Below are 24,048 nucleotides of genomic sequence, written 5' to 3' on the forward strand. Positions count from 1 at the left end.
TTTTCTTGGGGGAAACCGGGATGAGCGTTCATCCAGTCAACCTGGCCGCAGCCAGCGGCCCGGCCGCCGGGCGCGCGGCCGATTCCCGCGCGAGCGGCCAATACGATACCGGCCAGCCCGGCTTCGCCGAAACGCTGGCCCAACGTCAGGTCGAGCGCGTCCGGCCGAGCGACGCCTCATCGCCCAGACCGCACTCGGGTGAGACGGGCCAGCGCTCGAACGAGCGCGGGGCCGAGCGCACGCGCGGCCCCGGGCCTGCCGACAACGGCGCCAGGACAGCCCGGGCGCGGCCGTCCGAGGTACGGCCAGAGCCCAGCGACGGTCGTGCCGCGATCGGCCGGTCGCCTGCTGGCGCCGATCGCCCGGACTCGGCGGCGGCCGCCGGCGGGGCATCGGATACGCGTGGCCATGCAGGGTCCATGCTCGATGGCACCGGGTCTCCCGGACCCGAGGCCGGCGACGGCCCCGCACACCAGGTGGAGCCCACCAGCGACCGCGACTCGAACGATACGGATTCGCCCACCAAATCCGCGGACGACTCAACGTCCGATCCGCTGATCGGCGTGATCGATCCGGCGCTGCTGCCCGCCCGGGCGGCAATCGCGGGTGAGAATCCAGCCCGGCAACCCGACACACGACCACGGCATACCGTCACGACCGAACGCGCGGGACAGGTACACGCCCCTGGCGCGCGCGCCCGGGCCGATCGCACCCTGCCCCCGGCAAACCTCGCCGATGTGCTGAGCACACGCGAGGGCGGCTCGGCCGCGGAATCCGTCCAGCAGGCCGGCTTCAACCGACCTATCGAACGCACCGTGGCGCTGGCCGGCGGAGACGCGACGGCACGCAGCGCCGCTGCGCACTCGGATACGGGGCCCGTTTCCATGAGCGCCATGGCCTCGGCGACGCCCAGCGCCATCCCGTCGGGCGCCGCTGCCGGACACCCTGCAGCAGCCGCTGTCCCGGCCGGCGCGATGTTCGCTGGCCCTGTCGATGCGCCGCTGGGCAGCGACGCCTGGCAACGCGCGGTAACCCGCCAGTCGCTGCGGCTCAGTCACGCCGACGGTGGCCGTGCCGAACTCACGCTCTACCCTCGCGAGCTCGGCCAACTGCAGATCTCGCTCAAGATGGGCGAACAGGCCCAGCTGCATTTCAGCTCACCACACGCTCACGTGCGCGCGGCCGTCGAGTCGGCCCTGCCGCAACTGCGTCACGCCTTCGCCGAGGCCGGCATCGCGCTGGGCGACACGTCGGTCGGCGATCAGCGCAGCCAGCAAGACTCGTCCGCTGGTCAGCACCGACCGGCCGACTTCAGCGCGCCGGAGCCAGCAAACGCTGTCGTTGACTCGCGCGTTGCGGTCACCGATACACCCATTGCCCACGGCCGGTCGCCGGCGGGCGGTATCGATATTTTCGCCTGATTGGTTTTCATCCGCATGCCCGACATGCGTTCTGTACAGGTCATCGTCCTAGCCATGGTCTCGAACCCGTTGCCACCGTCCGAACGCCAGTCGGGCCGGATATCCTTCGTCCTGCTGCTGACCATCGTGCTGGGTGTGCTGGCGGTCGGGGCAGGCGCCGTCGCCGCCACCTATTTCATGATGCGCGATGACGGCCAGCCTGCCGACAACCAGGCCCGGACGACCCGGGTACCGCCACCGGAGCCGGTCTTCGTGGCGATCGAACCGTTGACCGTCAACCTGGCCGGCGACAGCGGCCGCGTGTTGTACGTGCGCATGTCGGTACAGGTCGCCGACGCGAGTGCTGCCACGCAGCTGGGCAACTACATGCCCCGGGTGCGCAACCGGATCCTCATGACGCTGTCCGATCAGCACGCCGAAGATCTTGTATCCAGCCAGGGAAAGCAGACCCTGGCCACAAAGCTTGGCGAGCGCATCGCCGAGCCGCTGACCGTCGAGGGCGATCCCGTCGCCGTGGACAACGTGCTGTTCACCGACTTCATCGTTCAGTAGCCCGATGAGCAACGACGACATCCTCTCGCAGGAAGAAATCGACTCGCTGCTCAAGGGGGTGAGCGGCGACGACGAACCAGCGGCCGGCAGCGACGCCGCCAACGGCCGTCGTGTACGCCCGTTCGATCCGGCTTCTCAGCAGCGCGTGGTACGCGGACGTCTGCATACCTTCGACATCATCAACGAGCGCTTCGCCCGCCATTTTCGCATGTCGCTGTTCAACCTCATCCGGCGCAGCGCGGATATTACGGTTGGTTCGGTGAAGATTCAGAAATACAGCGATTTCACCCGTAATCTGCCGGTACCGGCCAATATCAACCTCATAAGCATGAAGCCCTTGCGCGGGAATGCGCTGGTGGTATTTCCGCCGAACCTTGTCTATCTGGTAGTCGACAGCCTGTTCGGCGGCGACGGACGTTTTCTGACCAAGTCCGAAGGCCGCGAGTTCACCCATACCGAACAGCGCATCATTCAGCGGCTGCTGGCCCTGGCCCTCGACAGCTATGCCGAGGGCTGGAAAAGCGTCTACCCGCTCCAACTGGAATACCAGCGCGCCGAAATGCAGGTGAAGTTTGCAAACATCACCACGACCTCGAACGAACTGGTCGTCAACACCACGTTTCATCTCGAAGTGGGCGCCTTCGGCAGCGATTTTCATATCTGCATGCCCTACGCGATGCTCGAACCGATCCGTGAGCTGCTGTCCGGGCCGCTGCAGAAGACCGATCCGGACGAAGAACGCTTCCGTACCCATCAGCTCGCCGGCGAGGTCAAGCAGTCGCATGTACGCCTGACCGCGGACTTCACCGAGCTGGCCAGCACGCTTGGACGTGTCCAGCGCCTCTCCGTGGGCGATGTACTGCCGATCGCGCTGCCGGCCGAGATCACCGCACGGGTCGACGGGGTGCCGGTTTTCAACTGCGATTACGGACGTATCGGCGATCGCAAGGCGCTACGGGTCACGCGTGTGATCGATCACATCGCGCCCGCTTCGTATCAGGGAAAAAAATCATGACCGACGACAAATCCCGCTCCGGGGAAGATTCACCGGTGAGCGCAGACGACTGGGCAGCCGCCATGGGCGAGCAGGCCACATCCGGGCAGGCGGGCGATCAGACGCAGGCGGCCTGGGCCGAAGCCATGGCCGAGCAGGCAGACCAGGCCGCGGAGGCGTCGCACACTGCGCGGGCAACCAGCGCCGAGGCACGCGTGTTCAAGCCGCTGCAGGGCGATGACGAGACGCCCGCGCCGCGCGAGCTCGACATGATCATGGATATTCCGGTCACGCTCTCGGTCGAGCTCGGCCAGACCCGGCTGACGATCCGTGAGCTGCTGGACCTGGCCAAGGGCTCGATCGTCGAACTGGACGGGCTGGCCGGCGAACCCATGGATATCCTCATCAACGGCTATCTCATCGCCCAGGGCGAGGTCGTGGTCGTCGACGACAAGTACGGCATCCGGATCACAGAGATCGTCACCCGCAGCGAACGCATCAACAAGCTCAACCGATGACCGACACCCCGCTCGACGCGCACGGCGAGTCGCGGCCGGACACAGCCTCGACGGCGGCCTCGCCCGGCTGGGCATGCCCGCCGACCACCGAGACGCACTCGGCGAGCCAGGCCGAGCCCGGGTTCGCGCAGCCCAGTCCGGGCGTGGACGCCGCTACGTTGGGACGAACCTCGATAGGCCTGATCGCGGTCATCGCCGTGATCCTGCTCTGCGCCTGGCTGTTGAGGTGTTTTAACGGGGCACGCGGGCACAACCCGGAGTTGCTCAAGGTCGTCGCCAGTCGCGCAGTGGGCCAGCGCGAACGGGTGGTGGTCGTCGAGATCGACGATCAGTGGCTGGTGCTTGGGGTGACCCCGAGCCAGGTGAACACGCTGCACACGCTCGTCGCCCAGGCGAGCGCCCAAGACGGGCGCCCGGCAAACAATACAGCGCCGACATTCGGCACCGCGTTTGCCCACAATCTTCGTCAGGCCACGGCGCGCTGGTCGCGTTCACGCGCTCGCTGAGCCGACGATGAGGGTTGTGCTCAGGCTACGTGTGTTCGGCATGATGTTCGCTCTGCTGGCCAGTACCGCCGCACTGGCGCAATCCGGCGCTCCGCTGCCGGGTATCGTCAGCGCACCGCTGGCCGGCGGCGGCCAGGAATGGACGCTATCGGTACAGACGCTGGTATTGCTGACCTCGCTGGCCTTCCTGCCGGCGGTGCTGCTGATGATGACCGGCTTCACGCGCATCATCATCGTGCTGAGCCTGCTGCGCAGCGCGCTCGGTACACCCACCGCGCCGCCCAACCAGGTACTGCTGGGCCTGGCGCTTTTCCTGACGTTCTTCGTCATGTCGCCGGTGTTCGAGCGTGTCTATGAGGTGGCCTACGAGCCGCTGTCCGCTGGCGAGTTGACCTTTCAGCAGGCGCTGTCGGCCGGCGCCGCGCCCATGCGCGAGTTCATGCTGCATCAGACCCGCGAAACCGATATCGCCATGTTCGCCAACATCGCCGACATGCCCCCCATGCAGGGCCCGGAGGATGTACCGATGCGTCTGCTGCTGCCTGCGTTCGTGACCAGCGAACTCAAGACCGCCTTCCAGATCGGTTTCACCATCTTCATCCCGTTTCTGGTGATCGATCTGGTGGTGGCCAGCGTGCTGATGTCGCTGGGCATGATGATGGTGCCGCCGGCGACCATCTCGCTGCCGTTCAAGCTGATGCTGTTCGTACTGGTCGATGGCTGGACCCTGCTCGTGGGCTCGCTGTCGCAGAGTTTCTTCATGGGATGAGGAGCCAAACCGGATGAGCCCCACCACCGTCATGGAACTGGCCTATCAGGGCATGAAGATCACCCTGCTGCTGGCCGGACCGCTGCTCGCCACGGCCCTGTTGGTCGGCCTCATCGTGAGCCTTTTTCAGGCCGCGACCCAGATCAACGAAATGACGCTGTCGTTCATTCCCAAGATCCTGGCGGTGTTCGCGGTGCTGATCGTGGCCGGCCCCTGGATGCTGGGGTTGATACAGGACTTCACCCGAACACTGTTTTTGTCCATCCCCGGGCTGATCGGCTGAGCCCCGGCGCGTACCGGCCATGATCGAGTTCACGTCGGACGAGCTCACCGGCTGGGCGATGGCGTTCCTGTGGCCCTTCGTACGGATTCTGGCATTCGTCGCGGTGGCGCCGGTCTTCGGCGAAAACGGGCTGTCGCGCCTGGGCAAGATCGGCATCGCCGTCGCCCTTGCATTGGTGATCGCGCCCACCGTCGACCGTATTCCCGACGTGGCTCCTGTATCTTTTACCGGCGTGTGGCTGCTCGTGCAGCAGATACTGATCGGCAGCGCGATCGGGCTTACGATGCGGGTGGTGTTCGCCGCCGTTCAGGCCGCGGGAGACTATGTCGGCCTGCAGATGGGCCTGGGCTTCGCCTCGTTCTTCTCGGCGGCCATGGGCACCAACGCGATGGTGCTCTCGCAGTTTCTCAACACCTTCGCCATGCTTTTCTTCCTGGCCTTCGACGGGCATCTGATCATGGTGCGCATCCTGGCCGATACCTTCACCACGCTGCCGATCGGGGCGGGCGGGCTAAGTGCCGCGGGTTGGCAGACCGCCGCCCTGTGGGGGGCGACCGTGTTCACCGCCGGCGTGGGCCTGGCGCTGCCGCTGATCGCCGCGCTGCTGACCATCAACCTGACGATGGGCATTCTAAACCGTGCCTCGCCGCAGCTGTCGATCTTCTCGGTCGGCTTTCCGTTGACCCTGCTGGCCGGGCTGACCGTGCTCGCGTTCATGACGCCGGAACTGGGAAGCGTGTTCTCGCGCATGTTCGTCGCCGGGCTCGAGGCCATGGCCCATGTGGCCGCCGCGCTGGCCGGCGGCTAGGCCGGGCACAAGCCGCCCGCGGCGACGATCACCGGGCGCTCGAGACCGATACAGCATGCGGCGCACCATTGTCATGAGCCGGCTTTGCCGATCGCTCCCGTCAGGCCACCGGCCGCACGACACGGCGCGGTCGAGCGACTGCGATGCCGAGCCGTTCGACCGGCTCAGGCCAGGCGTCTATCGAGGCGGACAGAACCCAGCCCCGACGCGTCGGGTTCAACGCCGCGCGATGTTCGAACAGCCGATGGCCACGGGCCTACACCAGACTGAACAGGGACATCTGCTGAATGTCGGCGAACGTCTTCTGTGAGAACTGCAGCGCCACCTGGGCCAGTGAATAATCCGAGATCGCCTTGACCGGATCCACGTCCTGCAGATTGGCCAGGCTGGACTTGTAATTGACGTCACGGTTGCTGCCCGCCCGGTCAAGCACGTCTAGCTCGTTGAGACGCGCGCCCAGCGACGAACGCACCGACAGCACGTTATCGAGCGAATTGTCGAGCTGTCGCTGGGCGCTGTTGAGCGTATTGGCCAGTGCGGCGCCGGCGGCGGGCCCGTCGTCGGGTTGGCGCAGCTGCGCCGCCAGGCCGGCGATGGTATTCAGAATATTGCTGTCTTCAGGGCGACCCTTGCCCAGCGTGAAGGCGTCGCCGTCGGCGGGCATCCCGTCGATACGCAGGCTCATGCTGGCGCCGATAGTCAGCGTCTGGCCGGGTTCGAAGACAGCCCCGCTGACCACGTCCGTGGCCGTCGTGGTATTGCGAACGCTGTAGCTCAGTTCGCCGGCATTGTCTGCAAACGTGATCTCGAAGCTGTCGCCGTAGTCGGTCGCGGCGCTGTCGCGCACGCCGATCCCGGCGAACACCGCACTTCCGGCGTTGTCGGCCCCGGCGCGCGCCACATAGCGTGCGCCGGCCGTGACGCTCGCGAACACGTCGCGCCCGGTATCGTTGATCGGCATGGTGCGCGACGAGTCCACGCGCAGCTCGCGGCGGCCGGCATCGCCGTTGTAGGTCGCCACGCCCGTGGTCTCGTCGAAGAGGAACGCCGACGCGTCGGTCCGGTAACCGGAGAAGAACGAGCCGCCGTTGCCGTTCTGGGCGTTGGCATTGCCCAGCAGCTGGGCATGGATGCCTTCGAGCTGGGTGGCGATCGAGTCGCGGTCCGCGTCGCTGAGCGTGCCGTTGCCGGCCTGCACGAACAGAGGCTTGGCCGCCGTGAGGGCATCGATCACGCTGTCGAGCTCGTTGTCCTCGGCAGACAGGCTCCGCCGGGCGATCTCGCGGCTGTCGGCGAACTGCGCGTTGACCTGGGCGGCCTGGGAGACATTCAGCGCCTGGGCCGCGGCGCGCGGATCGTCGGCGGGCGTGACGATACGCCGACCGCTGGCCAGCTGCTGGCCGATATCGGCCACTTCACTCTGCTGACGCAGGATCGCCTGGCTGCCCATGGCGTAGATCGTGTTGGTGCTCAGACGCATGAAAGCTCTCCTGACGGGCAATTGCGATCGGTTAGGCGCGAATGCCCAGCAACGTGTCGAACAGGCTGGCCGCGGTCTCGATCACCTTGGCGTTGGCCTGATACATCTGCTGGTAATACAGCAGGTTGACCCGCTCTTCATCGAGATTGACGCCTGAAATCGACTGCTGGGCGTTCTCGAGCTCGCCGGTCAGGGTCTGTTGTGCCTCGCCGTTGACCTGCAGGGTGCGGGTTCGGTTGCCGATATCGCTGACCAGCTGGGCATACTGGCTGTTGAAGCTGCGATTGCCTTCGACCGTCTTGGCGTTCTGCAGGTCGGCCAGTGCCTGGGCATTGCGATTGTCGCCACTGCCACCGCCCTGGGCGGCAGCAATCTGGGCCGGGTCGGTGATCGACACATTCAGGGCTGCCGCGGCACCGGCCAGCGGCTTGATCAGGAACGAGTCACCCTCGTTCGGCGTGCCCTCGACCGCAATATCGACACCGCCGATCGAAAAAGAGTCGCTACCGAAGCGGGTACGCTGGCCGTCGCTGACTCGGGTCACGCTGTACTGGCCGTTTTCATACGCCACGCGATAGTTGCTGGCCGCGATGTCGGCCATGCCGTCGTCGCTGAAAGCGACCTGAAGTGTGGCCGTGCCCGTATTGCGGGCGTTGTCGAGGCTGATCGGCCGCGCCGTTTCGAACAACGCCGTGCCGGGGTTGCCGGCCAGATCGGTGCCCTGGCCGTGCACGTCGTTGATCTTGTCGGCCAGATCGTGGGCCAGCTGATCGAGCGACAGCGTGGCCGACTCCAGCGAGCCGTCGCGAAACGCGACCAGGCCGCCGAGGCTGCCGCCGCTGATCTGGGAGGCGTCGAGCTCGCGCCGTGCGCCGCCCGGCGCTTCATAGGCGATCACCCGGCGCGTGGGGTCGCCAGCCGATCGCACCAATGCCAGCGAATGGGCGCCGGTGGCGTCCACCAACGGCTGGCCCGCGGCGGTGATGTTGTAAGTATTGCCGTCCTGGATGGCGACATCGATATTGATCAGCTGGCCCAGCTCCGAGACGAGCTGATCGCGCTTGTCGAGCAGCGTATTGGGCTCGGCACCGGTGCGTCCGCGTGCCAGGGTGATCTGTTCGTTGAGACGGTCGATCTGCTCGGCGTAGTTGTTGACCTGGCCCACTGCGCCTTCCATCTGGGTGGCGACGCTGCGGCCCATATCGTCGAGGTAGCCGGCAAACGTCTGGAACTGGGCGGCCATGCTGTTGGCGTCTCCCAACAGCGATTCGCGGGCTGCGGCGTCGTCGGGGCTGCCCGCCAGCGTCTGCAGGCCGGCAAAGAACTGCTGCATGAGCGGTGCCAGACCGGCATCGCCGTCACCCAGCAGATTGTTGATCTGCGACAGCTGGCCGAGATGGCTGTCCAGCGCGCTTGCCGTACTGCGAGCGTCGTTGAGCTGGCCGCTGAGATACTGCTGATAGTTGCGTTGGACCGCGCCCACGCCCACGCCGCCCTGACCGCCGGACTGTGCGCTTTGCTCCAGACGCAGCGATTGGCGGGTATAGCCGGGCGTATTGACGTTGGCGATATTGTTGCTGGCCGTCGACATGCCGCTCTGGGCAGCGCTCAGGCCGCTATAGCCGATACCGAAAAGACTGGACATTCAATCGCTTCCCGTGACGTGTCTGACCCGTGCCGTGGTCATGTCGATACTAACGGCCAGCCGGCGACGATCTTGAATCGACCGCCTGTGCCGACGCGCCGGCACCATAGATGGGCCGATGGCCCATGTCCCCCTGCCGCAACCGGCGGCGTGTCCGGCAAGAGATCGTCCGACAGCGCGCTGCGAGAGGATGTCGGCGCATGCCAAGACCCGGCACTTGCACGACACATCAACCGTCTTCTAGAACAGCCGGGCCAGCGTCTCGGCCTGGGCCGGCGGCTCGGCCAGGCCACGGGCAGCGGCCGTGGCCAGCGGCCTGTCGGTCGTCATCGCGCCAGGCGTGGTACGGGTCAGTCCCGGATCGTTGCGCGCGATACGTGCGTCATCGGCGGCGACTTCCTCGAACAACGGCGTGCTCGTGTTCAGTTCGACGACGGCCGGTGCGGCCGTACCCACGCCCTCGAACTGGCGCATGATCGCCACCAGCTTGTCGGCATAGGCCGGATCGGTCGCATAGCCGGCGGCCTGCAGTTCATGTGCGGCGGCGGCGGCGTTGGGCGCGGCGGCCACCCCGGCATAGCGCGGCGACCGACTGATCAGCCGAGCATAGTCGGCAAAGGCTTGGTCGTAGGAGTCGTAGGCCCGGAAGGCCGCGCGCTCGGCCCGGGCCTGGCCGCCGGCGTATTCATGGGTCATGACCTCGGCGGTGTCGCCGGACCAGCCGGTGGCCTTGATATTGAACACGTTGTAGCTCGGCCGACCATCGGCACGGGTGGTCTCGTGCCGGCCCCAGCCGGTCTCGAGCGCGGCCTGGGCCAGAATCAGGTGCTGTGGCACACCGGTCTCGCGGGCCGCCGTGCGGGCCGCGCCGCCCATGCGATCGATGAACGCGTTGACGTGGTCCGGCAGTAGCGCCCGCGAAGCCGCCTCGCGCGTGCCGGCCGTCCCGTCCAGGGCCACCAGGGGCGTTGGCGCGTAGGCCGGCACATCCCGCAACGGCGGGGCCGCGGCGGTATCGACCACCGGCCGCGGACGGTCGGATAGCGCCGCAGGCGCCGGGGCGCCCGGCAGCGCCTCGGAAGCCGACAACACACGCGGCCGGGCGGTGGCGATACCGGCCGCCGCATCCGTCGCGCCGGCGCCCTGGGACTCGGGACGCTGCATCTGTCGGGTCATCATGTCGGCCAGGCCGATGCCGCGACGAGCCAGGGTCTGTGCCCATTGCTGGTCCATGAGCGAGTCGTAGGTATCGCTCTGATGGCTGTGCAACAGCCCGCTCTTGGGCATGGCCTCGCGCATGGTCTCGAGCATCTTCTGCAGGAACAGCGCCTCGAACTGGCGCGCGGCCTGATTCAGGCCCTGCTGTGGGGCGGCGCGCGCGGAATGCTTGAGCCGGGTGATGGACTGGACATCCAGGGCAAAGCTGCCGCTGGCATCGACCGCCATCAGATGATCTCCAGATCGGCGTTGAGCGCGCCGGCGGATTTGAGCGCTTCCAGAATGGCCATCAGATCGGTGGGGGTGGCGCCGAGCTGGTTGAGCGCGTTCACCACGTCGCGCAGGGTCGCGCTGGCACGCACCATGTTCAACGCGCCGCTGCCCTCCTGCACGGTGACGTCCGCATTGGGCACCACCGCGGTCTGCCCGCCGGAGAACGCGTTCGGCTGGCTGACGATCGGGTTGGAGTCGATCACCACCGACAGATTGCCGTGGGCCACCGCGGCCTGGTCGAGCGTCACGGTGGTGTTCATGACCACCGAGCCGGTCCGCGAGTTGATCACGACCCGCGGCCGTGCCTGCCCGGGGGTCACGTCGATATTCTGTACGCGTGCCAGAAAGGCCACCTTGGCGCTGTCGTCGACCGGGGTCTGCAGCGTGATCACCCGCGAGTTGCGCGCGCTGGCGATGTTGCGTCCGAACGTCTGGTTGACCGCATTCATGGTGCGCAGCGCGGTATCGAAGTTGGCTTCCTTGAGCTCCAGTTCGATCTCGCCGTTGTCGGCCAGATCGGAGGCCACCGTGCGTTCGATCACCGCGCCGTTGGGAATACGCGCGGCCGCCGTCTGGTTGACCTGCACGCTGCTGCCGGCCGCGCCGGCGCTGATGCCCGGTGCCAGCACGTTGCCCTGGGCCAGCGCATAGATCTGGCCATCGGCCCCCTTGAGCGGCGTCATCAGCAGCGTGCCGCCGCGCAGGCTCTTGGCGTTGCCGATCGAGGACACCGTCACATCCAGCGTCTGGCCGGGCCCGGCGAACGGCGGCAGGCTCGCGGTCACCATCACCGCGGCCACGTTCTTGAGCTGCATGTTGGTGCCGGTGGGCATGGTCACGCCCAGCTGGGTCAGCATGTTCTTGAGCGCCTGGCCGGTAAACGGCGTCTGTGTGGTCTGATCGCCGGTATTGCCCAGCCCCACCACCAGGCCATAGCCGACCAGCGGGTTCGAGCGCACGCCCTGGAAACTGGCGATATCGGCCAGCCGTGCGGCCTGGGCGGCCCCTGCGATCGCAAGCGTCGTCGCGATTGCGATCAATCCCGGCGCGATACGCGGCAGCCGACAACGGAACACGGTCATACGCATGAGCGACGCCCTCAGAATGGCGAAACGTTGAGCAGCAGACGCTGGAACCAGCCCATGTTCTGGGCCTCGTTGATATAGCCGTCGCCGTAGTATTCCAGGCGCACGTTGGCGACCTGGTTGGAGGTAATCGTGCTGTCGGCACGGATCATGCGCGGATTGACCGTGCCCGAGAACAGGATGTACTCGACGCCCTGGTTGATGCCGATCCGTTTTTCACCGGCGACTTCGAGATTGCCGTTGGGCAGTACGTTCATCACCGTGGTGGTAATCGTACCCACGAAGGTGTTGGAGGCGTTGGCGCCGCCGCGGCCGTCGAAATCGTGCTTCGCAGACAGGTCGGCGTCCTGGTCGTCGAACAGGCCGCCAAGCACGTCCGGCACCACGGTCGGCTTGAATGTCAGCGAGCCGTCGCGCGAGGCGTTGGCCGCCGAGCTTTTGGTCGCGCTGACGTTTTCGTCGAGAACGATGGTGAGAATATCGCCGATCTGGCGTGGCCGCCGATCCTCGAACAGCGGCTTGGTATAGGCCGAGGCGAAGATCGAGCCGTTGGCCGGCGCGGCGGCCGGCAGCGCCGGCGGCGTGTTGGTCGGCCCTTCCACGACGTTCTTGCGCGGCAACTGCGCACACGCGCCCAGACCCGCCAGACACGCCAGCGTCACGATCAGCCGCCACAAACGCGCTGACCGCCTGCCCGGCGCGCGAACCATGTTCGCGTGCGCCATCGGCTTACAGCTGCGCCAGACGCTGGAGCATCTGGTCGGAGGTCTCGACCGCCTTCGAGTTGATCTCGTAGGCGCGCTGGGTAGCGATCATGTCGACCATCTCCTCGACCACGTTCACGTTCGAGGTCTCCACGAACTTGTGTCGCAGCAGACCGGCGCCGTTGAGCCCCGGGATGCTGTCGTTGCGCGGGCCGGAGGCCGTGGTTTCGCGATAGAGATTGTCGCCGATGCTCTGCAGACCGGTCGGGTTGATGAACGTGCTCAGCTGCATCTGGCCGACCTCGACGTTCTCGCCGCTGCCGGGCTGGGTCACCGACACGGTGCCGTCCTGGGCGATGCTGATCGACAGGGCGTTCGGCGGAATCACGATCGCCGGCTCCACCGGAAATCCCGACGCAGTGACAAGCTGTCCGTTCTGGTCGATCTGGAAGGCGCCGTCACGGGTGAAACTGGTGGTGCCGTCGGGCATCTGCACCGCAAAGAAGCCTTTACCCTGAATGGCGACATCCTTGGAATTGCCGGTCGACTCCAGGTTGCCCTGGGTATGCAGTCGCTCGGCGGCGACCGGCTGCACGCCGGAGCCGACCTGCATGCCGGACGGCAGATTCGTCTGTACCGAGGACAATGCACCCGGCTGGCGCATGTCCTGGTAGAGCAGATCCTGAAATACCGCGCGCGAGCGCTTGAACCCGTTGGTGGAAACATTGGCCAGGTTGTTGGCGACCGTGTCGAGCTTGACCTGCTGGCTCTCCAGCCCGGTCTTGGCGATCCAGAGTGAACGGATCATGACGAACTCCCCCGTGAACCGCGCGACAGGTGTCGACACGGCGTGTTGACGCCGACCGCGAAAGCGGCCGGCCCGCGTGTGTGAATCAGCTCAGCGACAACAGACGGTTGGCACCGCGTTCGTTCTCGTCGGCGGTGCTGATCATCTTCATCTGCATCTCGAAGCGGCGCGCGTTGCCGATCATGGCGACCATCGCCTCGACCGGGCTGACGTTGCTGTGTTCGAGCGCCCCGCCGACCACGCGCACCGTGTCGTCGGCCACCAGCGGCGTCGCCTGTTCGCCGGGCCCGGTCCGCAGCCGAAACAGGCCGTCGCCGCCGCGCACCAGTTGTTCGACCGGCGGATTGACCAGTTTCAGACGGCCGACCTCGGCCAGCGTGTCCGGCGCATCGCCCGCGCCCAGCGCCGAGATCGTGCCGTCGGCGGCGATGGACACCTCGGCCTGCAGCGGCAGCACCAGCGGCTGGCCGTCTTCACCGAGCACCACGTGCCCGTTGCTGCGCAACAGCCCGGCGGCGTCCTGCTGCAGATCGCCGGCCCGGGTATAGCCTTCGCCGGCGTCATCGCCCTGGACCGCCAGCCAGCCATCGCCGTCGATGGCGACATCCAGCGAACGCCCGGTACGCGTCATCGCGCCGGGCGCGAAATCCGCCGCGGGCGTGGTGTCGGCGGCGATCGCACGGGTCGCATGGCCCGCGCCGTTGACCGGCACGGCACGGAACATCGACAGCTGGCCCTTGAAGCCGACCGTCGAGGCATTGGCCAGATTGTTGGCCACCACGGCCTGACGATCGAGTGTCTGGGTCGCGCCGCTGAGCGCGGTGTAGATGAGCTTGTCCATGTCTTATGCCGCCGTTCGCCTGCCGATCAGCGCAGGTTGACTGCCGTCTGCAGGACCTGATCCTGGGTCTTGATGGTCTGCGCGTTGGCCTGGTAATTGCGCTGGGCCACGATCATGTCCACCAGCTGCTGAGACAGATCCACGTTGGAGCCCTCCAGCGTGCCGCCGAGCAGATTGCCGAGCTGGCCCACGCCGGCGGTACCCAGCGCCGGCTGGCCCGAATCGGCCGTCTCGACCCAGGCATTGCCGCCGACCGGCGACAGGCCCTGCTCGTTGCGGAAGCTGGCCAGTGCCACCTGGGCCAGGTTCAACGACTGGCCGTTGGAATAGGTGCCGCGGATCATGCCGTCGCCCGCGATCGCGATACCGGTCAGCGAGCCGGAGGCATAGCCGTCCTGCTGCGGATTGCCGGCCGCGAACGACTGTGCGGTCTGTGCCGTGCCGGCGAAATCGTAGTCGAACTCGATCGGCGCCGAGCCGTTTCGTGCATTCAGGCTGAACGCCACGGCCGAATCGGCGAGCGTATCGTCCTTGCCGCCGGCCGCCGGGGTCGCGCGTGCCAGATTGCCGTTGGCATCGAAGGCCATCGTGGCTTCGGGCAGCTGCTCGACATAACGAATCTGGCCGCCCGAGAAGGTGCCGTTGTTGTCGGTGGCCCCCGAAACCACGGCGGTGTACAGATGCTCCACGCCGTTGTCCACGACGCGGATATCGCGATAGGTGCCGTTGGCCGTGGGGTTGAAGTCGCCCGGATACTCGCCGTCGGCGCTGACCGTGCGGGCCAGCGAGGATTCGTCGCCCAGTGGCATTTCACCGTTGACCGCCCACTGATTCTCGCCGGTCTTGGTGAAGTACAGGTTGACGCTGTGGGCATTACCCAGCGAGTCGAACACGGTACTGGGCGTGCTCCAGTTGTAGGTCGCGGCGTCGTCGCTGTTGAACGGCTCGTCGATGATCGCCGCACCCGCGTCGAGGCTGGCCTGCAGCGAGGCGCCGGTGGTCGCACGCGCATTCAGACCTTCCGCGGGCAGCTGGATCGGCCCCGGATTGCCGCCGGCGTTGATCTGCGCGGCGGCGTTGGGATCGTTGAAGTTGGTGACGTTGTAGCCGGTCAGTAAGGCCCCTTGGCCATTGGCAATATTGCCGTCCTTGGTCTGCTGGAACTGGCCGTCGCGCGAGTAGACCGTCTGATTGCCGTTGGCCAGGCGGAAGAATCCGCCACCGTCGATGGCCAGGTCCAGGCTGCGGCCGGTGGTGTTCAGCGGCCCGCCGTTGAAGCTTTGCGTGACGCCGGTGACCTGAACACCCAGCCCGGTCTTGGCGCCGGCATACAGATCCGCGAATTCGCTACGGCCGGACTTGAAACCGACCGTCTGCGAGTTGGCGATGTTGTTGCCGATGGTGTCGAGACCGCTGGCCGCGGCGTTCAGGCCGCTGACGCCCTGTGTGAAACCCATGGTTGTCCCCTTGCCTGTTCTGGCGTTGTGTCCGGGAAGTATTCACGCCGCGCGTGAACGGTGTTGGCTCGAATAGCGTGCTCTTTCGCACGCTGTTCTCAGATGATCTGGCGGATATCGTCGAGCGGAACCATGCCGCGTGGGCCGAGATCGAGCTTCGGCGCGCCGTCGCCTGCAACCACGCCGCCCACACGCCCCATCGACAGCGGCTGTACGTCGATCGCCTGGCCGGCCGAATCCACGGCCTGGATATCGATCCGATAGGTGCCCTCGCCCACGGTCTGTTCGCTGCCATCGCGCCCGTCCCACTGGAACGATTGCACACCGGCAGGGATATCGTCGTAGCTCGACTGATGCACGAGCGTGCCCATGGCATCGCTGATGCTGATGGTCACCTGTGCGGCGTCGGCGGGCAGTTCCATGCCGAAGGGCGTCGCGGCGCCCGCCTTGCCCACGGCGATCTCGCGACCGGGCACCAGCACGTCGCGACCGATCAGCGCACTGGCCTGCAGGCGCTGGCTGGTATCGATCTGGCCGTTGATTGCGCCCAGCGTATCGTTGAGATCGTTGATCCCCGACACGGTGTTGATCTGGGCGATCTGCGAGGTCATCTGCGCGTTGTCCATCGGATTGAGCGGATCCTGGTTACGCATCTGGGCGACGAGCAGGGTCAAAAACTGTTCGCTCATGTCGGCGCTGCTCTGGCGACCGGTGCCGGCGTTCGCCGCCGCGCTGGCCGCGGCCGTGGTGGAGGTCTGTGACACCGCACCGAGACTGTTGTTGGCCATGGGGTTGTCTGCCGTTACTGGCCGAGCGTCAGGGTGCGCAACATCAGCTCCTTGCTGGTGTTGAGCACTTCCACGCTGGCTTCATAGGAGCGGGCCGCCGAGATCATGTTGATCATCTCGTCGGTGGGATTGACGTTGGGCATCTGGATATAGCCCTGGTCGTCGGCCAGCGGATGGCTGGGGTTGTATTCGCTGCGCAGCGGCGACTGATCCTCGATCACATCGGACACGCGCACGCCGCCGATCGCGCTGCCCGGCTCGGCCTGCAGCTCGAACATTACCTGCTTGGCGCGGTATGGCTCGCCGTCCGGGCCGGCCACGCTGTCAGCGTTGGCCATGTTCGAGGCCGCCACGTTCATGCGCTGCGACTGCGCACTCATCGCCGACCCGGCGGTATTGAAGATGCTGTACATCGCCATTGCGTTGTTCCTCGTGTGCCCGTTCAGCGTTCGGGCTGCATGGCCGACTTCAGACCCTTGAGCTGGCTGCCCAGAATCTGCAGGTTGGCCTGGTAGTGGACCGCGTTCTCCATGAACTCGACCCGCTCGGCGTTCATGTCGACCGTATTACCGTCCAGGCTGGGCTGGGACGGGTTGCGGTATTCGAGCATCGGGCCATCCGCGGCCGGGCCGGCGGCCCGGGCAGCCATATGGCCGGTCGAGGTGGTCCGCAGGCCCAGCGCCGGCCCGCCGGCCGGCGCGTTGTCGCCCATGGCGCGATCAAGCGCGGCCTTGAAGTCGAAATCGCGCGCCTTGTAGTTGGGCGTATCGCTGTTGGCGATATTCGCCGCCAGCACTTCCTGGCGTTGGCCGCGCAGGTCCAGTGCCTGCTTGTAGAACGCAAGCGATGCGTTGAGTCGATCGAGCATGATCCCCCCCCCCCGGGAATGGCTCCGTCAGGCCGCCATACTAGGGACCCGACCACGCAGGCTATCGATCGAATAGGCGACGCTTTGACACGTAGTTCACGCTTTGGCCCGAGGAGAGGCCGCCTACAATCCCGAGGTTGTCATCCGTACGCTCAGCCACAGGTCATGCCGCGATGAGACCCCATCAGGCCCGATACCGGAGGCGGCCGGCCATGCTCGCGACCGGGCTGATGATGCTGGCCGGCACTGTGACAGCGGCTGCCGCCGATGTGCCGGCACCGGTGGCACGGGCGATCACCGCCTTCGTGCACGAACGCAGCGACTATGCGCCCGACCAGATACAGATCGCGATCCCCGCGCAGGCGGCGCGCATGACGCACTGCCGCAAGCCCGAGCCGTTCCTTCCAGGCCGCTCACAGCGCATGACTGGCCGGCTGACCATAGGCGTGCGCTGCCCGGGCGATCGGCCGTCGCTACGCTACTACCCGGTCGATGTCGCCATCAGCGCGCCCTATTACGTGGCCGCGCGCACGATCAATCCCGGTGAGGTGGTCCGCGCCGCGGACGTACATGCCGTGACCGGCGAGATCACGCGGCTGGCCGACAATATCGCCACCCGGGCCGATCAGCTGGTCGGGCAGGTGGCCATGCGGCGTATCGCGGCCGACATGCCGGTACGCCTGTCCATGGTGGCACCGCCCAAGGCCATCGAACGCGGCGCGCGCGTGCGGGTGATCCGGCGCGGCAGCGGCTTTGCGATCACGACCGAGGGCCAGGCGCTGGACAGCGCAACGGCCGGCGCAAGCCTGCGTGTACGCACCGACAACGGGTCGGTGGTCCGCGGCGTGGCCGACGGGCCGAACCAAGTGGTGGTGGGCGGCTAGCCGTGACGATCGGCCGCGCTCGAATCACCCGTAGGAGATGCGCAACCGATCACGGCGGAGGTCATCAGACGCCCGACCCGCCCCGGGCTGCTAAGCTCGGCTTCGGCATGCGGCCGCGGTATTCAAGTAAACGAGGCCTTGGCCGATGTTGCTGGCATCCGACGCATCTCATGCCCAATCGAGGATGACTGTCATGAATATCGATCCGACCCAGAACCGCGGTCCTATCCATTCTGCCGACGTGCGCGAGACCGGCAAGTCCGCGGCAAGCCGACCCTCGGGGCCGGCCGAGGCGCCGCGCGAATCCGCTCGCTACCAGGCCTCGCGGGCCAGCGACACGTCGCAGGATATCGACACCGCCCGTGTCGCCGAGATCCGCGAGGCCATCAGCCAGGGCCGGCTGGAGATCGACACCGACCGTATCGCCGACGGCATCATCGCCAGCGCCCGTGCGCTGATCGACGAGTAGCACGGCCTCATGAACGACGGGTTCCAGGCGCATGTCGCCGCCCAGCATGCACGACTGGGCGAGTTCATCGCGGTGCTCGAACGCGAGCGCGCGATCCTCGCCGATACGCCGGTCGCCATCGACACGCTGTCGGACATCACCGAGGCCAAGCGCGCCCTCGCCGCCGATCTCGAGCGCATGGAAGCCCGGCGTCAGCAGCTCGTGGCTGCCCACGGCCATCCCACGGATGCCGCCGGGGCGGCTGCGCTGGCCGAGCGGCTGGGCTGTACCGCCCTCTGGCAGACATTTATCGCCCGGGTCGACGACGCGCGCACGCACAACCGTCTCAACGGCTTGCATATCGACACCCGACTGGATCATGCCCGGCGCACGCTCGGTTTTTTGCGCCAGGCTTCGGCACAGAATCTGTACGCCGCCGACGGCCAGCGCGCCGCGCCGGCCGGCCGCCGTTTTTCCGGCGGCGCGTGACGCGGTCAAAGCGTATCCAGACCAGCCGCGCGCTATTCGAAATTGACCACGAGCTGCAAGGCCCCGCCGCGACGCGGGTCCGCCAGCATGCCCTGCCCGGCGAGTCGGAACACGAAACGAAAGCCGGTGGTCGGCGCCAGGCCCGCAAAGCCCGTGCTCCGGCCGACCGCCGTCGAGGCGTCAATACAGCGCCCGGCCCCGCACAGCCAGACATCCGGCGCCGGGCCGGGCGAGCCGAAGCCGTAGCGCCAGCTCACGGAACGGATCGCCCGGCCGGCGACCGGCGTACTCGAACGCGGGCGCAGTATCGCCGTGGTATATCGCCAACCCCGCTGGCGCAGCGTCGGCGCGGTGGCCTCGGCCACCCAGCTGCCCGCAGCCCACGCGTGCCCGGCCGGCGAAGCCGCCGCAAGTACCAGAGCCAGCCACAGCAGCGCTACGAACGCCCGCCGGCGCATACGATCAGCTGCCGCCGATGAGCGTGGTCACCCGCAGGCTGCGATCATCGGGAATCTCGTTCTGCGACAGCACTGCCAGCCGCGGCAGGCGTCGACGCAGAAAACGGGCGAGCAACGGCCGAAGTTCGTGCTGGACCACCAACACCGGCGCCACACCACGCCCTTCCTGACGCGCGGCAGCCTCCTCGGTCTGGCTCATCAGGGTTTCGGCCAGACCAGGTTCCATGCCGCCGCCGTTGGCCAGCGCCTGGGCCAGCATCTGCTCAAGCCGGCTGTCCAGGCTCATCACTTCCAGCTGTGCCGCCGCCCCGAACCAGTGCTGGACGATGGAGCGGCCCAGCGCCATACGAATGGCTGCAGTGAGCTCATTCGCATCGGCACTGTGCTCGCCCTGCACGGCGAGCACGTCGAGTATCTGTCGCATATCGCGGATCGAGACATCCTCGTCGAGCAGGTTCTGCAGGATCGCGGTGAGCGTACTTAGGGCCACGGGCTTGGGCACGACGTCGTCCACCAGTCCCGGCGCGTCCTGCTTGACCCGATCGAGCAGCTGCTGAGTCTCCGTACGGCCGAGCATGCGGCTGGCGTTGACGCTAAGCAGATGGTTGATATGCGTGGCGATCACGGTCGCGGCGTCGACGACGGTGAAACCCTGGGCCTCGGCCTGATCGCGATGGCCGTCCTCGATCCAGGTGGCCGGCAGGCCGAACGCCGGATCGACCCCTTCCCGGCCTTCGAGCGTACCGCTGGCATGCCCGGGGTCGATGGCCAGCCACTGGCCCGGAAAGGCTTCGCCGCGACCGATCTCCACGCCGTGCAGAGCGAGGCTGTAGGTGTGCGGCGCGAACTCCAGGTTGTCCCGAATATGCACCACCGGCGGCAGAAATCCGATCTCGGCGGCGAACTTCTTCCGCACGCCCTTGATACGGCGCAGCAGCTCGCCGTTCTGCTGAGCGTCGACCAGTCCGATCAGACGATAGCCCACTTCCAGCCCCAGCGCATCGATCAGCTGTACGTCGTCCCAGCTGGCCTCCTGGGTTTCGGCCGTAGCGGTCGGCGGGGGTGTTTCGGCGGCCTCAGCGGCCAGCCGCAGGCGCTCGCGCTGGCCCAACCACCAGCCGAGCCCGCCCAGCAGGCCGGTGAACAGCAAGAACACCAGATTGGGCATGCCCGGCACCAGTCCGAGCAGACCGAGCACGCCCGCGCAAAGAAACAGCACCCGCGGGTTGGTGAACAGCTGGCCGATGAGCTGCTGGCCGACATCCTCGTCGCTGGCCACGCGCGATACGGTCACGCCGGCCGCAGTGGAGATGACCAGCGCCGGCACCTGGGCGACAAGCCCGTCGCCGATGGTCAGCAGCGTATAGGTACGCGCGGCCTCGCCGACCGACAGATCATGCTGGCCCATCCCGATGAGCAGGCCGCCGATCAGGTTGATCACCATGATCAGGATGCCGGCGATGGCATCCCCGCGCACGAACTTGCTGGCGCCGTCCATGGAGCCGTAGAAGTCGGCTTCCTGGGAGGTCTCACGGCGCCGGATCTTGGCGGTTTCTTCGTCGATCAGACCGGCGTTGAGATCGGCATCGATAGCCATCTGCTTGCCCGGCATCGCGTCCAGCGTGAAGCGCGCACCGACCTCGGCGATCCGTCCCGCCCCCTTGGTGATCACCATGAAATTGATCACGATCAGGATCAGGAACACCACCAGACCGACCGCGAAGTTTCCGCCCACAAGAAACGCACCGAACGCCTCGATCACGTCGCCGGCCGCGCCCGGCCCCGTATGGCCGTGCATGAGCACCACCCGGGTGGAGGCCACGTTCAGCGACAGGCGCAACAGGGTGGCGAACAGCAACACCGCAGGAAAGGCGGCGAAGTCGAGCGGCTTGGTGGTGAACATGCTCACCAGCAGCACCATCACCGACAGCGCGATGTTGAAGGTGAACAGCAGATCCAGCACGAACGGCGGCAAGGGCAGGATCATCATCGCCATGATCAGAATGATCAGCACCGGGCCGGCGAGCATCTTGAGCTGGCTCGCGTCGCTCAGGCCGGTACGCCCGAACAACGCGGTCATGGTCTGGTTCACTGCGCGGTCTCCGTATCCAGACCGGCCGGCACTTCAATACGCTCCGGCTCGGCCGGGCGCTCGCCGCGCCCCTGGTGATAGCGCTCCAGCTGGAACACCCAGGCGAGCACTTCGGCCACCGCGGCATACAGCGATGCCGGAATCTCGGTCTCGAGCTCGGCGTGGCGATAAAGCGCGCGCGCCAGCGGCGGCGCAGCCAGCTGCGGCACGCCGTGTTCGGCGGCAAGCTCGCGAATCCGCGCAGCCACGTGATCGACCCCCTTGGCTACTACCTTGGGTGCGCCCATTTCTCCATCGCGATAGGCCAGCGCCACCGCGAAATGGGTCGGATTGGTCACGATGACGTTGGCCCTGGGGACCTCGCTCATCATGCGCTTGCGCGCCATGGCCTGCTGTTGCTGGCGAATCCGCGCCTTGAGCTGCGGGTCGCCCTCCGATTCCTTGTGTTCCTTCTTGATCTCGTCGGGGCTCATGCGCAGCTTCTTGTGGTGGCTCCACAGCTGGTAGGGCACATCGATGAGCACCACGACCACGAAGGCCAGCAACATCAGCGCACAGCAGGCCACCACGAGCTGCAGCGCGTGCACCAGCGCCCCGCGGGTGGGCTCGCCGGCGAGTGCCAGCAGTTCGTGCATGTGCCGGTAGATGAACACGGCCGCGACCGAGCCCACCAGCACCGACTTGGCGATCGCCTTGATCAGCTCGGCGGCGGCCTGGCTGGAGAACAGCCGCGCCAGTCCCTTGAACAGATCCAGGCGCTTGAGATCGACCTTGATCGACTTGGCCGAGAACAGCCAGCCGCCCAGCAGGGTGGGCGCGACCAGGGCCACCACAGCCAGCGCCGCCAGCACCGGCGCCAATGCGGCCAGGGCCAGCATCGCCTGAGCCCAGAGGCGGGCGAGCAATCGCGAGCTGTCCATGGCGGTCGCGGCATCGAACGCCAGGCTCATGCGCATGACATCGGCCAAGCGCTCGCCCGTCCAGCCCGACGCCAGCCACAGCCCGCCCAGGCCGGTACACAACAGCATCAGCGTGGCCAGCTCGCGCGAGCGCGGTACCTGCCCTTCCTCGCGCGCCTTTTCCAGACGCCGGGAGGTCGCCGGTTCGGTCTTTTCCTCGTCGCTGTCGTCGGCCATGCACGCTCCGATGCGCCGTCGATTCACGGCCAGGCTGGGCGCGGCCATTATCCGAGGCGCGCGGCGACAACGATCGTGCGAATAGCGGCGCTATTGCGTGCTTATCGGCGCATCGTCTGGCCCCGGACACCGTCGGACCCTGGGCGTTCGATGCCTGATGCATCTCCACAGCAGACGTCGTTCAGTCGTCGCGACAGACATTGCGAATCCGGGCGGCCCTTGTCCATCGGCACGCGACCGCCGGCTCGCCGCGAGCCAGCGCTGGTGGCGAACCGTGGGCTGGCTGGCCTGCTGCACGGCGCTGGACGCCCGGCGCAGCGCGGGCACAGACGCCGAACCCGCGCGAGTCATGGGCAGCGCCTAGAAGCCGAGGCTGTCCAGCAGATCGTCGACCTGGCTCTGATCGGTGACGATATCGGCCGCATCGGCGCGCACCTGCGGGCCGTTGACCAGCGATGTGCGGTGCTCGCGATCGTGCCGATCGCCCAGCAGCGTCCGCGCGCGATCGTCTGCCATGTTGTCGAGCAGCACTTCCACGAGCTGATGCTCGATCCGACGGATCACCTCGACCAGTTTCTTGATCACCTGACCGGTAAGATCCTGAAAATCCTGCGCCATCATGATCTTGTGCAATTCGGCACTGGTTGCCCGCGCCTGTTCGGGCACTTGGCGCAGATATCCACGCGTATCGGCGACCAGATCGCGGGCATCGGCCAGCGCTACCGGCGCAGCAAACCATTCGTCCCAGCGATCGGACAGCGCGTCGGCCCGCGATTCCAGCGCCTCCTGCAACGGCTGGGCGACCTCGATCGACGACAGCGCCCGCTCGGCGGCCTGTTCGGTCGTGGTGGCGATATAGGACAGCCGGTCGCGCGCGTCGGGAATCGCCTCGGCGGCCTTCTGGACCTCCTTGTCGAGACCGAGTTCGCGCATGCTGTCGTGCAGTGCACGGGTGAGCTGGCCGATACGTCCGATCAGATCGTGTGTCTCCGGATGCCCGGCTGTGCCGGCCTGGGCTGCATCGCTCATTAGGGGTTCCTCCTGACGGGTACGACGAACGTGCCCGGTCTTACATGCCGTGTTTTTCGAATATCTTGTTGAGCTTCTCTTCCAGCGTGGCCGCCGAGAACGGCTTGACCACGTAGCCGCTGGCGCCGGCCTGAGCGGCCGCGATGATGTTCTCCTTCTTGGCCTCCGCGGTGACCATCAGCACCGGCAGCGCCTTGAGCGCATCGTCGGCCCGGATCTGCTTGAGCATCTCCAGACCGTCGAGATTGGGCATGTTCCAGTCCGAAACGACGAAGTCGAATCCGCCGCCGCGCAGTTTCTCCAGCGCCTCGACGCCGTCCTCGGCTTCGTCGACGTTGGCGTATCCGAGCTCCTTGAGCAGATTCCGCACGATTCGGCGCATGGTCGAGAAGTCGTCGACGACCAGAAAGGAAAGGTTCTTGTCGGCCATGATGTTTCGATTGCTCCGGGTTGAGAGAGGGCGCTTCGCGCCGGTTCTAGATCGACCTGCACCG

Annotated in this window: 27 protein-coding genes; 11 read left to right on the forward strand and 16 right to left on the reverse strand. The window is 66.6% G+C overall.

Going from position 1 to position 24,048, the window contains the following annotated elements:
- Window positions 1-20 precede the first annotated feature (20 nt).
- The 8 genes from T31B1_RS00610 to fliR are packed head-to-tail and all read left to right on the forward strand — an operon-like array spanning window position 21 to window position 5,851.
- Entirely contained in the window at window positions 21-1,421 is a 1,401-nt protein-coding gene (locus T31B1_RS00610; RefSeq protein WP_353247521.1) for a flagellar hook-length control protein FliK, read from the forward strand.
- Between the two features lie 24 nt (window positions 1,422-1,445).
- Window positions 1,446-1,973, forward strand: a complete 528-nt coding sequence (gene fliL, locus T31B1_RS00615; RefSeq protein ID WP_353247522.1) for a flagellar basal body-associated protein FliL — start codon at window positions 1,446-1,448, stop codon at window positions 1,971-1,973.
- A 4-nt stretch (window positions 1,974-1,977) separates the two neighbouring features.
- On the forward strand, window positions 1,978-2,988 hold the full coding sequence (gene fliM / locus T31B1_RS00620) for a flagellar motor switch protein FliM (protein ID WP_353247523.1): 1,011 nt from the start codon (window positions 1,978-1,980) through the stop codon (window positions 2,986-2,988).
- Window positions 2,985-3,485, forward strand: coding sequence for a flagellar motor switch protein FliN (fliN, locus tag T31B1_RS00625; protein WP_353247524.1), 501 nt, complete (start codon window positions 2,985-2,987; stop codon window positions 3,483-3,485). The genes fliM and fliN overlap by 4 nt, the downstream gene beginning before the upstream one ends.
- Complete coding sequence (gene fliO / locus T31B1_RS00630; protein ID WP_353247525.1) at window positions 3,482-3,991, forward strand: flagellar biosynthetic protein FliO; 510 nt, start codon at window positions 3,482-3,484, stop codon at window positions 3,989-3,991. Before fliN ends, fliO begins: the two co-directional genes overlap by 4 nt.
- 7 nt (window positions 3,992-3,998) lie before the next feature.
- Entirely contained in the window at window positions 3,999-4,760 is a 762-nt protein-coding gene (fliP, locus tag T31B1_RS00635) for a flagellar type III secretion system pore protein FliP (protein WP_353247526.1), read from the forward strand.
- Between the two features lie 13 nt (window positions 4,761-4,773).
- Window positions 4,774-5,043, forward strand: a complete 270-nt coding sequence (gene fliQ, locus T31B1_RS00640; protein WP_353247527.1) for a flagellar biosynthesis protein FliQ — start codon at window positions 4,774-4,776, stop codon at window positions 5,041-5,043.
- 19 nt (window positions 5,044-5,062) lie between these two features.
- Window positions 5,063-5,851 (forward strand): flagellar biosynthetic protein FliR, encoded by a 789-nt coding sequence (gene fliR / locus T31B1_RS00645; protein ID WP_353247528.1) that lies wholly within the window; start codon window positions 5,063-5,065, stop codon window positions 5,849-5,851.
- 256 nt (window positions 5,852-6,107) lie between these two features.
- Here the strand turns inward: fliR and flgL are convergent, their stop codons facing one another.
- From flgL to flgB, 11 genes are all read right to left on the reverse strand, one after another.
- A complete protein-coding gene (gene flgL, locus T31B1_RS00650; RefSeq protein WP_353247529.1) occupies window positions 6,108-7,331 on the reverse strand; it encodes a flagellar hook-associated protein FlgL in 1,224 nt (407 codons plus the stop codon).
- Between the two features lie 31 nt (window positions 7,332-7,362).
- A complete protein-coding gene (gene flgK / locus T31B1_RS00655; RefSeq protein ID WP_353247530.1) occupies window positions 7,363-8,976 on the reverse strand; it encodes a flagellar hook-associated protein FlgK in 1,614 nt (537 codons plus the stop codon).
- A 240-nt stretch (window positions 8,977-9,216) separates the two neighbouring features.
- Window positions 9,217-10,422, reverse strand: coding sequence for a flagellar assembly peptidoglycan hydrolase FlgJ (gene flgJ / locus T31B1_RS00660; protein WP_353247531.1), 1,206 nt, complete (start codon window positions 10,420-10,422; stop codon window positions 9,217-9,219).
- Window positions 10,422-11,555: a flagellar basal body P-ring protein FlgI gene (locus T31B1_RS00665; RefSeq protein WP_502950901.1), complete on the reverse strand. Its 1,134-nt coding sequence runs from the start codon at window positions 11,553-11,555 to the stop codon at window positions 10,422-10,424. Before T31B1_RS00665 ends, flgJ begins: the two co-directional genes overlap by 1 nt.
- An 11-nt stretch (window positions 11,556-11,566) precedes the next feature.
- Window positions 11,567-12,262, reverse strand: coding sequence for a flagellar basal body L-ring protein FlgH (locus T31B1_RS00670; RefSeq protein ID WP_353247532.1), 696 nt, complete (start codon window positions 12,260-12,262; stop codon window positions 11,567-11,569).
- A 19-nt stretch (window positions 12,263-12,281) separates the two neighbouring features.
- Window positions 12,282-13,064, reverse strand: coding sequence for a flagellar basal-body rod protein FlgG (gene flgG, locus T31B1_RS00675; protein ID WP_353247533.1), 783 nt, complete (start codon window positions 13,062-13,064; stop codon window positions 12,282-12,284).
- Between the two features lie 85 nt (window positions 13,065-13,149).
- A complete protein-coding gene (flgF, locus tag T31B1_RS00680) occupies window positions 13,150-13,905 on the reverse strand; it encodes a flagellar basal-body rod protein FlgF (RefSeq protein ID WP_353247534.1) in 756 nt (251 codons plus the stop codon).
- A gap of 26 nt (window positions 13,906-13,931) precedes the next feature.
- Window positions 13,932-15,362 carry a flagellar hook protein FlgE gene (locus T31B1_RS00685; protein ID WP_353247535.1) on the reverse strand — a complete coding sequence of 477 codons (1,431 nt, stop codon included), beginning with the start codon at window positions 15,360-15,362 and terminating at the stop codon, window positions 13,932-13,934.
- A 98-nt stretch (window positions 15,363-15,460) separates the two neighbouring features.
- Window positions 15,461-16,150, reverse strand: coding sequence for a flagellar hook assembly protein FlgD (locus tag T31B1_RS00690; protein ID WP_353247536.1), 690 nt, complete (start codon window positions 16,148-16,150; stop codon window positions 15,461-15,463).
- A 14-nt stretch (window positions 16,151-16,164) separates the two neighbouring features.
- Window positions 16,165-16,569 carry a flagellar basal body rod protein FlgC gene (gene flgC / locus T31B1_RS00695; protein ID WP_353247537.1) on the reverse strand — a complete coding sequence of 135 codons (405 nt, stop codon included), beginning with the start codon at window positions 16,567-16,569 and terminating at the stop codon, window positions 16,165-16,167.
- Between the two features lie 23 nt (window positions 16,570-16,592).
- Window positions 16,593-17,018: a flagellar basal body rod protein FlgB gene (gene flgB, locus T31B1_RS00700; protein ID WP_353247538.1), complete on the reverse strand. Its 426-nt coding sequence runs from the start codon at window positions 17,016-17,018 to the stop codon at window positions 16,593-16,595.
- Between the two features lie 212 nt (window positions 17,019-17,230).
- Here flgB and flgA point away from each other — a divergent pair, with 212 nt between their 5' ends.
- The 3 genes from flgA (at window position 17,231) to T31B1_RS00715 (ending at window position 18,839) form a co-directional block, all read left to right on the forward strand.
- Window positions 17,231-17,902, forward strand: coding sequence for a flagellar basal body P-ring formation chaperone FlgA (flgA, locus tag T31B1_RS00705; RefSeq protein ID WP_353247539.1), 672 nt, complete (start codon window positions 17,231-17,233; stop codon window positions 17,900-17,902).
- Between the two features lie 193 nt (window positions 17,903-18,095).
- Window positions 18,096-18,371 (forward strand): flagellar biosynthesis anti-sigma factor FlgM, encoded by a 276-nt coding sequence (flgM, locus tag T31B1_RS00710; protein ID WP_353247540.1) that lies wholly within the window; start codon window positions 18,096-18,098, stop codon window positions 18,369-18,371.
- Window positions 18,372-18,380: 9 nt separating this feature from the next.
- Window positions 18,381-18,839: a flagella synthesis protein FlgN gene (locus T31B1_RS00715; RefSeq protein WP_353247541.1), complete on the forward strand. Its 459-nt coding sequence runs from the start codon at window positions 18,381-18,383 to the stop codon at window positions 18,837-18,839.
- Window positions 18,840-18,871: 32 nt separating this feature from the next.
- Here the strand turns inward: T31B1_RS00715 and T31B1_RS00720 are convergent, their stop codons facing one another.
- The 5 genes from T31B1_RS00720 to cheY all read right to left on the reverse strand — a co-directional run bounded on the left by T31B1_RS00720 (window position 18,872) and on the right by cheY (window position 23,984).
- Complete coding sequence (locus T31B1_RS00720) at window positions 18,872-19,297, reverse strand: flagellar protein FlhE (RefSeq protein WP_353247542.1); 426 nt, start codon at window positions 19,295-19,297, stop codon at window positions 18,872-18,874.
- Between the two features lie 4 nt (window positions 19,298-19,301).
- Window positions 19,302-21,377, reverse strand: a complete 2,076-nt coding sequence (gene flhA, locus T31B1_RS00725; protein ID WP_353248716.1) for a flagellar biosynthesis protein FlhA — start codon at window positions 21,375-21,377, stop codon at window positions 19,302-19,304.
- A gap of 8 nt (window positions 21,378-21,385) precedes the next feature.
- Window positions 21,386-22,525 (reverse strand): flagellar biosynthesis protein FlhB, encoded by a 1,140-nt coding sequence (flhB, locus tag T31B1_RS00730; RefSeq protein ID WP_353247543.1) that lies wholly within the window; start codon window positions 22,523-22,525, stop codon window positions 21,386-21,388.
- A 360-nt stretch (window positions 22,526-22,885) separates the two neighbouring features.
- Window positions 22,886-23,554 carry a protein phosphatase CheZ gene (cheZ, locus tag T31B1_RS00735; RefSeq protein ID WP_353247544.1) on the reverse strand — a complete coding sequence of 223 codons (669 nt, stop codon included), beginning with the start codon at window positions 23,552-23,554 and terminating at the stop codon, window positions 22,886-22,888.
- A 40-nt stretch (window positions 23,555-23,594) separates the two neighbouring features.
- Window positions 23,595-23,984 carry a chemotaxis response regulator CheY gene (gene cheY, locus T31B1_RS00740; protein ID WP_353247545.1) on the reverse strand — a complete coding sequence of 130 codons (390 nt, stop codon included), beginning with the start codon at window positions 23,982-23,984 and terminating at the stop codon, window positions 23,595-23,597.
- Window positions 23,985-24,048 lie beyond the last annotated feature (64 nt).

It is taken from the genome of Salinisphaera sp. T31B1 (genome assembly GCF_040361275.1).
Lineage (GTDB): Bacteria > Pseudomonadota > Gammaproteobacteria > Nevskiales > Salinisphaeraceae > Salinisphaera.